Source organism: Mucilaginibacter sp. L3T2-6, from assembly GCF_030519355.1.
Classification (GTDB): Bacteria; Bacteroidota; Bacteroidia; order Sphingobacteriales; family Sphingobacteriaceae; genus Mucilaginibacter.
The window spans coordinates 1-15109 of the sequence record NZ_JAUMKC010000040.1 but is presented as its reverse complement, the minus strand read 5'-3'; the positions used below and the strand labels follow the sequence as shown (position 1 = coordinate 15109).

The 15109-nt window shown below is 44.1% G+C and carries 11 protein-coding genes; 5 read left to right on the top strand and 6 right to left on the bottom strand.

Annotation, left to right across the window (positions count from 1 at the left end):
* Window positions 1-152 precede the first annotated feature (152 nt).
* The 5 genes from secG to Q3W13_RS25065 form a co-directional block, all read right to left on the bottom strand.
* Window positions 153-515, bottom strand: coding sequence for a preprotein translocase subunit SecG (secG, locus tag Q3W13_RS25085; RefSeq protein ID WP_302868752.1), 363 nt, complete (start codon window positions 513-515; stop codon window positions 153-155).
* Window positions 516-526: 11 nt separating this feature from the next.
* Entirely contained in the window at window positions 527-2422 is a 1896-nt protein-coding gene (locus tag Q3W13_RS25080; RefSeq protein WP_302868750.1) for a hypothetical protein, read from the bottom strand.
* A gap of 19 nt (window positions 2423-2441) precedes the next feature.
* A complete protein-coding gene (locus Q3W13_RS25075; RefSeq protein WP_302868748.1) occupies window positions 2442-2966 on the bottom strand; it encodes an LptE family protein in 525 nt (174 codons plus the stop codon).
* Window positions 2967-2972: 6 nt separating this feature from the next.
* Window positions 2973-4217, bottom strand: a complete 1245-nt coding sequence (locus Q3W13_RS25070; RefSeq protein WP_302868747.1) for a sigma-54-dependent Fis family transcriptional regulator — start codon at window positions 4215-4217, stop codon at window positions 2973-2975.
* Between the two features lie 128 nt (window positions 4218-4345).
* Window positions 4346-5890: a MiaB/RimO family radical SAM methylthiotransferase gene (locus Q3W13_RS25065; protein WP_302868746.1), complete on the bottom strand. Its 1545-nt coding sequence runs from the start codon at window positions 5888-5890 to the stop codon at window positions 4346-4348.
* 324 nt (window positions 5891-6214) lie between these two features.
* On the opposite strand from Q3W13_RS25065, the gene Q3W13_RS25060 reads away from it, so the two are divergent.
* The 4 genes from Q3W13_RS25060 (at window position 6215) to Q3W13_RS25045 (ending at window position 13200) form a co-directional block, all read left to right on the top strand.
* On the top strand, window positions 6215-8098 hold the full coding sequence (locus tag Q3W13_RS25060) for a hypothetical protein (protein WP_302868743.1): 1884 nt from the start codon (window positions 6215-6217) through the stop codon (window positions 8096-8098).
* Entirely contained in the window at window positions 8098-9909 is a 1812-nt protein-coding gene (locus tag Q3W13_RS25055; protein WP_302868742.1) for a hypothetical protein, read from the top strand. Before Q3W13_RS25060 ends, Q3W13_RS25055 begins: the two co-directional genes overlap by 1 nt.
* Window positions 9910-10029: 120 nt before the next feature.
* Window positions 10030-10566, top strand: coding sequence for a dCTP deaminase (dcd, locus tag Q3W13_RS25050; protein ID WP_302868741.1), 537 nt, complete (start codon window positions 10030-10032; stop codon window positions 10564-10566).
* Between the two features lie 204 nt (window positions 10567-10770).
* The gene (locus Q3W13_RS25045) at window positions 10771-13200 is read left to right on the top strand and encodes a TonB-dependent receptor (protein WP_302868740.1); all 2430 of its coding nucleotides are present in this window, start codon (window positions 10771-10773) and stop codon (window positions 13198-13200) included.
* A gap of 84 nt (window positions 13201-13284) precedes the next feature.
* On the opposite strand, the gene Q3W13_RS25040 is transcribed toward Q3W13_RS25045, so the two are convergent.
* Window positions 13285-14388 (bottom strand): carboxypeptidase-like regulatory domain-containing protein, encoded by a 1104-nt coding sequence (locus Q3W13_RS25040; protein ID WP_302868738.1) that lies wholly within the window; start codon window positions 14386-14388, stop codon window positions 13285-13287.
* 150 nt (window positions 14389-14538) lie between these two features.
* Here Q3W13_RS25040 and Q3W13_RS25035 point away from each other — a divergent pair, with 150 nt between their 5' ends.
* Window positions 14539-14949, top strand: a complete 411-nt coding sequence (locus Q3W13_RS25035) for a hypothetical protein (RefSeq protein ID WP_302868736.1) — start codon at window positions 14539-14541, stop codon at window positions 14947-14949.
* Window positions 14950-15109: the final 160 nt, after the last annotated feature.

Here is a 15109-nt window from a genome sequence, read left to right as displayed (position 1 = left end):
ATGGACACCCTTGCCGCTCGGCTAATGGTTCCCCTTAACGGGCCCATAGCGGACTTGCACCGCCAAGTAAATGCGCCTTGCCGGGCGCACCAAATAAAAAGGCCGTATCACGATTTATGATACAGCCTCTTCATATGCTTTATACGATTTTATTACTTTTTAGGAGTATTAGCCGGTGCAGGAGCCGGTTTTGCAGGCAGGTTAAGCGGGGCCGAATTTGTTGGCTGTGCAGTAGGTCTGGCAGCCTTGTCTGCCTGTTGTTTAACTGCAGAATTATCACTCTTATCAACGCCTCCTTTAACAGAAACATTGATAGCCATAGACAAAACCATAAGGAAAATTGCCAGGAACCAAGTGCCTTTTTCCAGGAAGTCGCCAGTTTTTTGAACACCCAGCATTTGCGAAGATGCAGAGAAATTTGATGATAAACCGCCGCCTTTAGGGTTTTGTATCAGCACGATTAACACTAACAGCACACACACAATGATCGCTATGATCAACATTAATTGGTACATTTCTTATATAATTAATTGGTTTTCTTTTCTAATTGTTCAATTTTACCGGCAAAGTAACGGCTTTTTTCCGGGAATCTCAACATCAATTTTTTGTAGGATGCAATTGCTTTATGATACAGCATCTGGTCGGTGTAAATAGCAGCCAGCGTTTCTGAAACCAGTTCATCGCGGTCTTCCGAGCTTTTCTTAGCTTTATTCTCGTTATCCAGCTTATCGCTGCTTTGTGGTCTAATCTGCGGCTCTTCCGCGATAAAGCGGTCGATGATGATCTGTTCTTTCTTTTTCTCGATAAAAGCAGGATTAGCTGCCAATGGGGGTGGCGGGACGCTTTTATCTAATTCCTCTACAGAAGTTATATGGAAGATGTTTTCGTAATACTGCTGCTGTAATTCATCTGCGCCCGATTTTACTTTTGAAAGCGGCTCGGCGATGTTTTCTTTTGCAGGAGCAGCATAGGGCTGGTAAACACCTGAATGCTCTTTACGTGTTTTGTCAAGCCACCACAAAAAGCTGTACGGCATTTTTTCGTCGTGATATTTTGACAGATCCTGCTGATCATCGGTGTGCTCGTTTGCCGGTTCCGGAGCAGGCGCTTCGGCTGGCTTTTCTGGTACGGGTGTCTTATGTTCCCCAAAAGTACGGTCGAAGCCAAAGTAATCAGCAGCGACAGCATTACCAAGGATGTCATTTTCAATTGAAAAACTTTCAATAGCGCCTATTTCATCAAAAGTTTCTTCTTCAATATTGTGGCTTTCCGGAGCAGGTTCTGCATAAACAGTGTCCGATTCAGCATGCTCCCATGATTTGAATTCCTCAGCAGGCTGATGGGCGAGATGATCCTCGTTAACTTCTGTCTCGGCGGAGCGAAATTCCGCTTGCGTTTCATTCCAGGGCCTGTACTGTTGTACCGGCTCATCATCGTCACGCGGAGCATCGGCCGCGTGCTCTGCGGCAGTTTGTTCATCTACCGGTTCATAAACCGTTGGCGGTAAATCTGCCTCGCCTGGATGAATCTCTGCCAACGCTTCTACAGGCGCTGGAGGCGGCAGATGAGTTTCGGCAGTATTTTCTTCTACGGAATGTGAATATGATATATCCGGGTCTGTGCCGTGCTCACCGGGATGTTGTTCTGCCAGTCCTTCTCCATGTTCTGGTGGGGCCAAAGGAACTTCAGCATTCTCATCGTCTGGCGGCATGCGATGGCCCAGGCCGGCTGCGTAGTTAATTATCGGTTCTGGCAAACTTTCATTCGCAGGCGCTTCGTGTATTTCGGCAGCGGGAGCTTCGTTTGGTTCAGTGACAGTCTCCGGCTGGGTTTCAATAACATGAGGCAGGATGTCCGATGGCATTTCCTCGATGGCATTCGCATCATCTGCGCCAGCGGGTATATCGTTTAGCTGCTCATGTGCTGGTATTTCAACTGGTGGTTGTTCAATAGTTATATTTTCTTCGTAACTATCACTGGCGCTGCTTTCTCCGGTATCAACTGTATCATGCCGGTAAGTGTCATATACGGGATTTTCCGGTTGTTCTTCTGCGATACTTCCTTGTTCTGCAGGCTCACCATAGCTAAAGTAGTTTTCAGCAACCTGTGCAGGCGCATCCTGATGAACATAACTATTGTAGCCGTTACCGTTCTGAAAAATAATTTTCTCGTTGGGCACGCCGGTTAACGATGAAGGTGTATTAACTAACTTATAGAGCGATCTTGGATTAAAATAAACTGAAGCTTGACGAAGGTTTTTTTCTTCGCTTGAGTGGGCAAGCAATGCCTGCAAAATACCGCTTTGCGGAAAGTCGTTAACCAGCCGCTGTAAATTATAATTATACCGAAAAACATCATCAGCGGGATTGGCCAATAATGTCCATAAAAAGTCGTTCTGGCTGCTATTATAATTTTGATCCACTATATGATAAAGCTACAAATTAATCCCAGTTGGCAAATGCCCGGTTAAAAATATCTTCGGTTAGCTGCTTGTTAATGTCTGCAATCAGCGACTGTTCAACGGTAGCAAGTTCGCCTTTAAAGTCCTTATATTTTGTAAACGGTTGCTCAAAACTAAGCTTTTTATCGGCATCATAGGTATATTTTACGTTAACCGTTATAGTTAAGCGTGTTTGGTCGGCTATCGGGGCGGTTGTATTGTTGGTTGCCTGTACCGATACCGGCGCTATATTATAATCTGTAATGGTGCCAGACATCACTGCATCAGCCTCACCATTAACAACACTCAGGCTGGTTTGGTTTCGGATGCGTTCTTTTAAAGCTTCGGTAAATTGCTGGCTAAGCGTATTTACAACCAAGGGGGCAGTGTTTTCAAAAAACTCAACTCTTATAGTTTTTAATGCAGCGGGAATGGATGCCCCATTTAAGCTCAGCTTGTACGTGCAGCCTTGTAAAACCCAAATCAAACCGACAAGCACCAACGCCAGTCCCTTAAGTCTTCCCATTTTATATTATAAGTTTAATTCTTTTATCTTCCTGTACAAGGTCCTTTCCGATATGCCTAACTCGCTTGCGGCCAGTTTGCGCTTGCCTTTGTGCTTTTTAAGCGCCTTGCGTATCAGGTCCGACTCCTTATCAACTAAGGATAACGATTCTTCTACCTCCTCGGCATCCTGTGTTTGTGTTATATTATAAGGACCAACGGTATTGCTGCTGCTAATAACGGGCTGCTGCAAGGTAAATTGCGTATCGGGTACGTTTGGCAGCTCAATATCACGGTAAAGTTTGTTTATAGCCTGCGAGTGGCTGGCATGGTTGATAGAAACGCCGCCCTGCTCAATGATATCGGCAACCAGTTTCTTCAATTCCACCATGTCGCGCTTCATGTCAAAAAGCACTTTATATAAAATATCGCGTTCTGAAAAATCTTCCTTTGGTTGGTTTTCCAGACGCATGGGAAGGTTACTCCGGCTGGCTTCAGCGGGTATATAATTGAGCAGGGTTTGAGCAGTAATAATGCGGTCGCGCTCAAGAACGGCAAGTTGCTCGGCCATGTTCTTCAGTTGGCGCACGTTGCCCGGCCAGGAGTAATTAACCAATATCTGTTGGGCATCCTCGTCCAGCTGGATAGGCGGAGTGCGGTATTTGGCAGTGAAGTCTGACGTAAATTTCCGGAAAAGCAGGTAAATATCTTCCTTTCGGTCTCGTAGCGGAGGTATGCGCAGCGGCACAGTATTTAAGCGGTAGTACAAATCTTCGCGAAACTTGCCATTTTTTACCGCATCGTAAACATCCACGTTAGTCGCAGCGATTACGCGAACGTTGGTTTTTTCAACCTTTGATGAACCCACCTTGATATATTGACCGGATTCTAATACGCGAAGTAACCGCGCCTGTGTGCCTAATGGCATTTCGGCAATCTCATCTAAAAATATGGTGCCGCCGTTCACCGTTTCGAAGTACCCTTTACGCTCGCCAACTGCGCCTGTATAAGCGCCCTTTTCGTGGCCGAAAAGTTCAGAATCAATCGTTCCCTCAGGTATTGCGCCGCAGTTTACCGCAATAAACGGCCCATGCTTGCGTGGGCTCATTTGGTGTATAATGTGCGAGAACACCTCTTTACCGCTGCCGCTCTCGCCGGTTATTAAAACCGATATATCCGTAGGCGCAACCTGGTTGGCTATGTCGATAGCCCGGTTCAGCAACGGCGAATTGCCGATAATACCAAAGCGTTGTTTAATGTCTTGTATTTCCATGCCCACTGGCCCCCTAAAGGGGGAATTTAAGTCCCCAGCCCGTAAAGAAACCGGAGGACGTTATTAATATTGTTTTTACAGATAGCCCTCGCAACCTAAGGCGATATTCGCCATGGCGTAACTCCCGTTTAGGGTTTTTGGGGGCTAACCACTTTTCCTATTAACGTCGCCGTCGTGCAACGGTCAATCAGCACGTTTACATAATCGCCCGGCTTGTAATTCTCAGGGACAGGGAACACCACAACCGAATTCTGGTCGCAGCGGCCCGAGTAATCTTTGTCTGATTTTTTAGAGAAACCTTCAATTAAAACACGTTGCGTAGTGCCAACCAATCTTTTCAGCTGTTCGTGCGAGTAGTACTGCTGTTTGGAAACCACTTCGTTCAGGCGGCGTTTTTTTACATTTTCCGGCACATCATCCGCATAACGTTTGGCGGCCAAGGTCCCCGGGCGCTCTGAATACATAAACATGTAAGCAAAGTTGAACTCCACATGATCCATCATACTTAACGTATCCTGGTGCTCTTCCTCGGTCTCACTGCAAAAGCCGGTAATCACATCTGTAGATATGGCGCAACCGGGAATGATGCGCTTGATAGCAGCCACCCTGTCCATATACCATTCACGGTCATAGGTGCGGTTCATTAGCTTCAATATACGGCTGTTGCCCGACTGTATCGGTAAGTGAATATAATTGCAGATATTATCGTACTTCGCCATGGTGTACAGCACATCGTCTGTAATATCTTTTGGATGCGAGGTCGAAAACCTAACCCTTAAATCAGGATTAATGAGCGCCACCATCTCCAGCAAATTTGCGAAGGAAACGTCGCCTGCTTCAATGGTGTGGGTATAAGTCCCGGTAAGGTCTTCGCCGGTAGCCAGCACTTTATCCAAGAGGTCCATGCCCGCCAAAACCGGTTTTTCGTCTCCTGCTTTTCGGGTGTCATTACCGCCCGGTGTCCATTTATAAGAGTCCACATTTTGACCCAGCAAAGTAACCTCTCGATAACCCTGGTTAAACAGGTCGGTACATTCAGCAACTATTGACTGTGGGTCGCGGCTGCGCTCGCGGCCACGGGTAAATGGCACTACGCAGAAAGAGCACATATTATCGCACCCACGCATGATAGAAACGAATGCATTGATGCCGTTGCTGTTCAGGCGCACGGGGCTGATATCAGCATAAGTTTCCTCCCGCGACAGCAATACGTTTACCGCTTTCTGACCGCCGCCCACCTGCTCGATCAGATTGGGCAGATCGCGGTAGGCATCAGGACCTACAACTACGTCTACCAGTTTTTCTTCCTCCAGGAATTTTGATTTCAGGCGCTCGGCCATGCAGCCCAGCACACCCACCACAAGCCCCGGATTTTTAACCTTGGCTATGGTAAATTCCCTCAAACGGTTGCGTACACGCTGCTCCGCATTTTCGCGTATCGAGCAGGTGTTGATAAAAATAACATCGGCGTTATCGTAATTACTGGTGGTCTCAAATCCCTTTTCAGATAAAATTGACGCTACAATTTCACTATCACTAAAGTTCATGGCGCAGCCATAACTCTCGATATACAATTTGCGGCCATTGCTGTTGGTTTCGTTTGGCTCCAACATTAAAGCCTCACCCTGCCTGCTTTCGTCATGTGCCTTATTAGGAATGAGCAAATCCATCATCTATAAAATATATTAGTCCGCAAAAATACATAAAATTTGAATAGTAGATGACAGATTGGCAGTTATTTTGACCCTAAATTGATTCGGGCTGCGGTAAATAAATAGGATTAAATAGTTTACATCAGGTTTGCCAGTTAGCAGCTGACCGGGCACATTAAATGCTATCAAATAATTTAAAGATAAGTTACTGTTGCTGTTGCGGGAACACGGTCATATTTTTTTCGCTTCCCTAAAACACTTACGCTATTCCTAAATGATGTTCGGATGGCCTAACAAAACGTCAAACTCGTTGTTCTACCTTCACATTTTAATTTACACTTGCCTGTGGAGCAGCAATATATCGAACCAAAAAGAATAAGGAAGTGGCCGTTTTATTTGCTCGGAATTGTTGTGCTGCTGGCAGGGACGGCTTATTATTTTTATAATAAATACCTTGCTTCAAACCGCTGGAAGCCGATTTTGCAGGCACAACTGAAAGAACTTGTTCTTAAGTCTACCGATAGCCTTTATCATATTGAATATTCGGACTTTGACTTAAATATTACATCAGGCAATGCCGCCGTCATGAATTTTAAGCTGATGCCCGATACAGATATTTATAACAAGCTTGTCGCCTTAAAGAAAGCGCCCGACAATCTCTTTATTCTAAATGTAAAAAAGCTATCGATAAAAAATGTAGGGGCGCGGAAAGCCTACCAGGAGAAGATACTCAATATAGACGATATTACTATAGATAAGCCCAATCTTACCATCATTAACAAAAGGTTTAAGTTTAATGATACGGTGAAGGTGGGGAAATCAAAAACGCCGTACGAGGTTATCAGTAAGGTATTTAAGCAACTGCATATCGATTCGGTATCGCTGAATGACATCAGCCTTAACTATATCAACAAAAATAAACCGGTGGACAAACATATCGCGCTTAAGCATTTGGATATACATATTTCGGATGTGGTTATTGATTCGCTGTCAGACAAGTCGCCCGACCGTTTTTATTACACCAAAGGAATTGATGTTACGGTGCATGATTACGATGTTTTTACGCCGGACGGAATGTATAAAGCCAGCCTGAAAAAAATATTCTTCTCTACAGCGCAACGTAAAATAATTTTAGATAAGGTCGCTTTTACGCCACGCTATAATCATGACGATTTCTACAAAAAAACCGGAAAGGCCGGAGATATCTTTAATTTAAAATTTAAACAGATTGACATTAACGATATTGACCTGCAGACTTTTTTGCGCGACCAGGTTTTATGGGCCGGTACTATGAATGTAAGCAGCCCGGATGTTAAAATTTACAGCAATAATGCCTTTAAGGGCAAAAAAACAAGCAAAATAGGCAAGGACCCCCACCAGGCGCTGCAAAATGTAGCGCTGGACATGAAGTTGAAGCGGCTGAATATTAAAAACGGCAATATCAGCTATTCGGAAACAGATGCCGCTACGCAGCAAACGGGCGAAATTACCTTTAAACACACCAACGGCTATTTTCTGAACGTGACTAATGATGACGACCAAAAAAAGATAAATCCTTACATGCGGGCGGTCATCAACACCAGCTTCATGGGCGAAGCGCCGCTCAACGTAAATTTCAGGTTCAATCTCCGGGCAAGGGATGGCGCGTTCAATTATTCAGGGGCATTGGGCAGGTTTGACGGACGCAAATTGGATAAGTTGGTAAAACCGCTGGCAATGGTACACGTGGAGTCGGCGGATATTGATAAGCTGGCGTTTAACATCAACGCGAGCAATTACAGCGGGAAGGGCAAGGTTGAATTTTACTATAAAAATCTTAAAATTGACCTGTTGAAGAAGGTTGACGGCCAGGCTGAATTACAAAGGCAGGGATTGATTTCGACGCTTGCTAATAAGTTAATATTGGACAGCAGCAACCCGGACAGCAAAGGTGTTTTTCGCCCGGGGCCTGTTGATCTGAAGCGGGAACCTACGGTATCATTCTTTAGCTTTTTATATAAAGGGATACTCGACGGGCTGAAGCCGAGCGTTGGCTTTGATAGCAAGACTGAAGGCAAAGTGAACAGGGCGGTGGCCAAAGTTGACAGCGTGGTAACGAAGGTTAATGGTTTATTGGATAAGTTTCGTAAATTTAAAGAGGACAGAAAAGCACGCCGCGAAGCGCGAAAAGCGGCAAAACAAGCAAAAAAAGATTCATTGGAAAAGGCAAAGCTCAACAACGGTAACTGATGGTGTTAAATTTTCTGAAGCAGAGGTGGCAAAAAATCACCCTGGCTGTTTTTTCCGGTCTTGTCCTGCTTATACTCATTGCGGCTTTAGTTCTGAACAGCTACTGGTCGCCCATATTGGAAAGCAAAGTAAAGGATATTGTTACCACCAGCAGCGACGGACTTTATAAAGCCGACTTTTCTGCTGCAGAACTTCATATTCTGCGGGGCACTATCGCAATTTTCAATATCACATTAAAACCTGATACTGCTGTTTACAACGCCCGCAAAAAACGCGGATTGGCGCCGAACAACCTGGTTGAGCTGCATATAAAAAAGCTGGTACTATCGCATATCCACCCATTTAAATTATATTTCAAAAAAGAGCTGAATATCGGCAGGATATTGTTGTACAACCCGGAGCTTAAAGTCAGTTATCAATTGAATCATACACGCGATACTGTTTCAAAAGATCATCGCACCGCCTGGCAAAAAATATCTAAAAGCCTGCACTATATTCATATCGGCGATATTTTGATGGGGGATGTAAAGTTCACTTATAACGATTATTCGGGCAATAAGCTAAGTACATCACAATTCCAGGAGATGAACCTGAGCGCGCACGACCTGCTTATCGATTCGGCTACACAAACTGATAAATCGCGGCTGCTGTATTGTAAGGACATTACCGGTGAGATAAATAATTATAAAGGCGAAACACCAAACGGGCTCTACACCTATTCGGTTAAATCCATTAAACTGTCCACATCAAAATCGCAGCTCGATTTAACAGGTATCTCACTTAAACCCGCCAGTACCGAAAAGTTTTTCACCAAAAGCCACAAGGACCGTTTTACACTGAGCCTTGATTCAGCACAGCTGAATAATTTTGATTTTTTAAGCTACCATAAATACCGAACGCTTACCGCTTCGAGTCTTTTCTTAAACGATGGGGCATTCCAGGTATTTGCTAATCCAAACCACGCAAAAACGAAGGAAGACAAAATAAAGAGCTTTCCAAATGTGGCAATGAACCGGCTGAAAATAGATTTAAAGATAGATACGGTGAATGTCAATCGGTTAGATGTTACTTATCATGAGTTCAATGTTAAATCAAAAAAAACAGGGACGCTTACCTTTAACCGTACCTCGGCGCAAGCCTTAAATGTTACCAATAATGCTGCGGCGTTAAAAAAGAACAATATCATCACAGTTATCATAAACAGCAACTTCATGAACCGCGGTAAGCTTAATGCTACTTATCATTTCAACCTTACCGATAAGGATGCGCTGTTTGATTTTAAAGGCAGTATTGGCCATATGGACTTACAGGCGATTAATCCGGCAGCTATGCCGCTGGGTATGTTTAAGGTTAACTCCGGGACGCTCAGCAAATTCGACTTTGATATCAAGGCCAGCAGGGCGGGCGGTAAAGGCCGGGTTGAGCTTTTATATGATAACGTAAAGGTAGGCTTGCTGCAAGCTGATACCAATGCCGACAAGCTAAAAAAGAAGTTTATTGCCACACTTTTTGCCAATATCTTCATCATTAAACACAATAACCCGGATAAGGAAGGTGAACAACCGCGGATTGCTTACGTAACCTACATTCGCAGGCCTGAAGACGCCTTTTTTAAAACCATGTGGCGTACTTTGCTTAGCGGCATTAAGCCATCGGTAGGCCTTGATAAGAAAACCGAACAATCGGTGGCTCGCATGAAGGACCAGCAGACTATAAGGAAACAGGAGCGCAAGCTAAAAAAAGAGCAACGCAAACAAAGGCGCGAGGAAAGGAAACGGAAGCGGGAAGAAAAAGAAGCGGAAAATCCGTAATCTTCCAAAGCAAAAATTCATAGTCAAAATTTCCACATCTACCTAAAACATTTGTTGGTAACATAACATTGCCGCGCCCGGCAATTAGTTATAATTTTACCCCTTCGCAGCAGGGACGTTATGATACTTTCAGATAAACGCATTTTAGAAGAAATTGAGCAAGGCCACATCATTATAGAACCCTTTAAACGCGAATGCCTGGGCACAAATTCATACGACGTACACCTTGGCAAACACCTGGCCACCTATCGCGATCGTGTGCTCGACGCCAAAGTGCATAACGAAATTACTTACTTTGAGATACCGCGAGAGGGCTTTGTTTTGCAGCCCAATACATTATACCTTGGGGTGACCATGGAGTATACTGAAACTCACAGGCATATACCTTTTCTTGAAGGTAAATCAAGCACCGGGCGTTTGGGAATCGATATACATGCCACCGCCGGTAAGGGCGATGTGGGCTTCTGCAATACCTGGACACTTGAAATATCATGCACCCAGCCCGTAAAGATATATGCCGGGATGCCGATTGGTCAGCTAATATACTTTGTAGTTGAAGGTGAAATTGAAACGTTCTACAATACCAAAGACAACGCCAAATACAACACGCAAACTACCCGCCCTGTAGAAAGTATGATGTGGAAGAATGTGTTTTAGGTTTAGTCCATGAACGATAGATCATAGTCCACGGTTGGCAAAGTAAACCCGTTTTATATGGACTATAAAAATTTTTCCTACCCAATTAAACCTTTACTAATTTTTTAGTTCAAAAGAATAATAACCTGTTATATTTTGTATAGTGGAGTGCATCAGGATTATGCAGGTTGGTTTGCTTTTGTTATCAACTATAACACCAGCTATATGAAAAAAATCCTAAACTTTTTGCTGATGGCGCTGCCTGTAGGCGTATTTGGCCAGGCCATGCATGAAAATGCCGTTATAAACACAATTACCGCTAAATTGAGCAGCTATTCTGCAATACACAGCGTGGAGAAGGTTTATCTGCATTTTGATAAACCTTATTACGCAGTTGGCGACACTATTTATTTTAAGGCCTATCTGACACTTGGCCCGGTGCATAAGCTATCTGCCCTGAGCGGCATTTTATACGCAGACTTAATTAAGCCCGACAATAAGATATACCGGTCGATAAAATTACCGGTGATATCGGGCACTACCCACGGCGATTTTGTGTTGCCCGACTCACTAAAAAGTGGCAGCTACCGCCTTCGGGCTTATACACAATGGATGCGCAATGAGGGAGAAGGCTCATTTTTTGAACGAACCATAGCCGTAGGAAGCATGGAAGCCGGGCGGATACCCGAAAATGCGACACCGAAAATTGTCAGCGAAAATTTGGCGAAAACTACCGATGTGCAATTTTTGCCGGAAGGCGGGAGTTTAATAACCGGCAATTACTCAAAAATTGCTTTTAAAGCTGTTGGTATCAACGGCTTGGGAGTTGATGTGAAAGGAACTCTTACGGACGATACCGGGGCAGAAATCTGCACTTTTTCGACGAGTCATCTGGGTATGGGAGCTTTTGTGCTGGTACCACAACCGGGCCGGGTATATAAAGCAAACATGACTTATCCCGATGGCTCTGCCAATTCGGTTACATTGCCCAAAGCCATTAACCGGGGGTATACATTTGCTATTAACAACACAGATGCTGATACCATCCGGTTAAGAATAACGGCTGGCAATGCAACCGGAAACGAGAAACTGAACCTGGTTGCGCAATCTGGCGGAGCGGTTTATTATGCCGCGCAAAAGCACTCAGAAAGCAAGATTTTTTCGGCGGTAATTCCCAAAAGCAAATTCCCGGCAGGTATAGTGCAATTTACGCTATTTTCTGAAAGCGGTGAGCCATTGAATGAGCGCCTGGTTTTTGTTAATCATAACGACGCACTTAAACTTCAGCTTGCCGCGCCATTGAAGCGCTATAGACCACGGCAGAAAGTGACCATCGGCCTTAATGCATTAAATAACGCTGGCAAAGCAGCAACGGGCAGCTTTTCTGTAGCGGTAACAGATGAAACCGCTGTACCGGTTGATAGTCTCAACGAAAATTCTATCCTTTCCCATCTTTTATTGACATCTGATTTAAAGGGGATAATTGAACAACCCAATTATTATTTCATCAGCCAAAATCAAAAGACAAAAGAAGATCTGGACTTATTAATGCTTACACAAGGCTATCGGTATTTTGAATGGAAAAAGATATTGAATGACGCTCAAGCGGCGCCTTCTTATCAGCCGGAGAAATACTTGCAGATATCAGGGCGCGTAACGAGGCATAAAAAACCTGCCGACGGGGCTAAAATTACCATAATGAGTAACAAGGGCGGGTTTTTCATGATGGACACGGTTGCTGATAAAGACGGCAAATTTGCTTTTAAAGGTCTAATATTTGGCGATAGTACCAAATTTATAGTACAATCGAAGGTCCCAAAAGGACAAAATGCCGTAACGCTGGATCTGGACACGCTTTCATCACCGCGTTTGGATGCATGGAAAGGTAAAACTGCAAGCGAAATTGCGGAGATGCCGGTTTATTTGGCGCATCAGAAACGATTCAGGGATGAGCAGCAAAAATATGGTATTAACGCACACCCAATAATGCTGAAAGAAGTTGTAGTGCGCGATAAAAAGTTTTTTACAAAGCATTCAAAAAATATGAATGGGGCAGGCAACGCCGATATGGTTTTAACGAGCGATGATCTTAAAGATGTTTTTGGTGCGACACTGTCATCTGCATTAATGATGAAAACCGCGGCACACATCGATTTTAAGCGGGGTATTCCTTACAAAAGGATCCGTCCAGAAGGTCCGATGCTTATTATGGTGGATGGATTTGAAGTGGACAGTCATTTTTTTAATGATATTGATCCTGAAAGCATTCAGAGTATGGAAGTTATGGTTAGTCCCAATTTTTATACGGTATACGGCAGCAAAGCGGGAGGAGGTGTTATAGAAATTACCACTAAACGGCAATCGGAATATGTGTACCAGCGTTATACACCCGGAGTAATCGCCTATCATCCCCAGGGCTTTTACAAAGCGCGCGAATTTTATTCGCCACAATATGACGATCCCAAAACCAATCAAAAAATAAACGATTACCGCAGTACGGTTTACTGGAATCCTGATGTGATAACCGGTAAGGATGGAAAAGCTGCATTCAGCTATTTCAACACTGATAACAAAGGCACTTACCGGATGGTCATTGAAGGCATAGATGCAGACGGAAATCCGGGCAGGCAGGTTTACAGGTATGTTGTGGAATAATTGGCTTGTTGGGTTAAGACCAGAGATGAGCCGCATGCTACGCCGAAGAGTCTGCGGCTAATCCCCGGTCATGATTTATAACAGCTATTCCACATAGTCAACCGGCAGTAGTTCGCCCATAAGCCGGCGGCCCCAGTTACCGTCAAAAGCAACACTCGCGGGATTAATAATGATGCCATTATTGTCGAAGTAGGTATAGGGTTCACTAAATATCAGCGTGGTTATCTGCGCGTCGTCCCAGCCGGTTGAAGCCCAATCCGCCGGGACGGGCTTACCCTTAGCCGCCTTTTGCTTATTATACATTACGTAAAGACAGTCCTTGAAATTTAAAGCGTATTCACCGGTAACGGTTGTACGGCTGGCAAATTCGGCAGTTTTAAGTGGTGTATTTACCAGGGTGCTGAACGCCTTATCGTTGTTATTTTTATGGACGGTATCAACTTTTCTTATTAAACGCAATACTTTAAAGCCTTCATTTGTAAGTTCATTGCCTACAACACATCGCAGGAAATGCATGCTGGAACCTTCATAAGCCTCCTTCCGGTTCTTTTTCCAGCGACGTATTTCTGATGAGGAACCCTTAAGCTCTTCAAAGGCTGCAGTGCCTTCGTAATAAAAATGTCCCGACGGTTCGCTGGTCATATCCTGCAAAAAATACCTTATTTTGTAACCGAGTGCCCTGTTTTCAATTTCAAAATAATCTGTCGACTTTGCGGTAAATACGCCGGTCTTGCTATCCCGGTCCAGATCGAGTATGTCGGGCATGCCTTTGGTGGTAATCCTGCACATCTGGGCAAATTTTGATGTGCCAAAAAAATATTGCTTAAACAGCGCATAGTTTTGGGCCCAGCCGGTTCGGGGTTTGATGTGCACCTCGTCCAGCATCATAATTTTAGGCGGTAGATTGATGTCAGCCAGTTGCAGGTCGCCATTAACGATAATGTTTTGGTGCACGGTCTCGTAGCCTACGCAGGAAACAACAAGGTCGTATTGCCCCGGGCGCACGAAGGTAATTTTATACAACCCATTATCATCGGTTTTACTGCCGGCAACAGAGTTGTTTAAAAACACACTGGCATTAGCTACGGGGGATTTGTCTGTACTATTTAAAACCCTGCCTTTGATGGTGAACTGCGCGAATGCAGCAACAGGTAAAAAAAATAATATAAAAACTAACGTTCTAATCATCCTTAAAATTAACTGAATAATTAGTTAAATAAATGTTTGTAACAAGGTTTTTGTGTAAATCCGTGGAACAGCTATAACTAAAAAAAATCCCAAATTATATTAAACCTTTTTTTTAAACGTTCGTCTTATATATAAATAAACACAACTTGTATGAAAAGAATCTTATCTATCATTGGCTGTATAGTAGTATTGGCAGCGTCTTCATGTACTAAAAAGTATATCACTCCGAACCCCAATTTAACCATCTATCGCACCATAAAGCCTTCTGACTGGACGTTGTCGTCTGATGGTACTTCCTATTATGTAAGTTTAGATGCACAGGAAATAGGGGCTGATTTTAATCATTATGGCGGGGTAATTGTTTCAATTTATTATCCAAACTCAAACCCCAATGACGAGGTTTATGAGCAGTTGCCGGAAGTGTACGGAGGTACTTCGTTCAGCTTTACCTATAATCCGGGCAGCCTGGCCATCTATGCACAGGACCCGAACGGTGTAACGCCTGTTAAACCAACCGACGTTATTAATGCAAAAATCGTTCTGGTAGCTTCGAGTAATTAAATGATTAAGTCCGGAAAGTCAGTAAGGACGTAAAAGTCTGAAAGAGAGAAAGCCTGTGAAATTAAACTTCACAGGCTTTCTTATGGTGCGCCCGGCAGGGCGCATTTACTTGGCGGTGCAAGTCCGCTATGGGCCCGTTAAGGGGAACCATTAGCCGAGC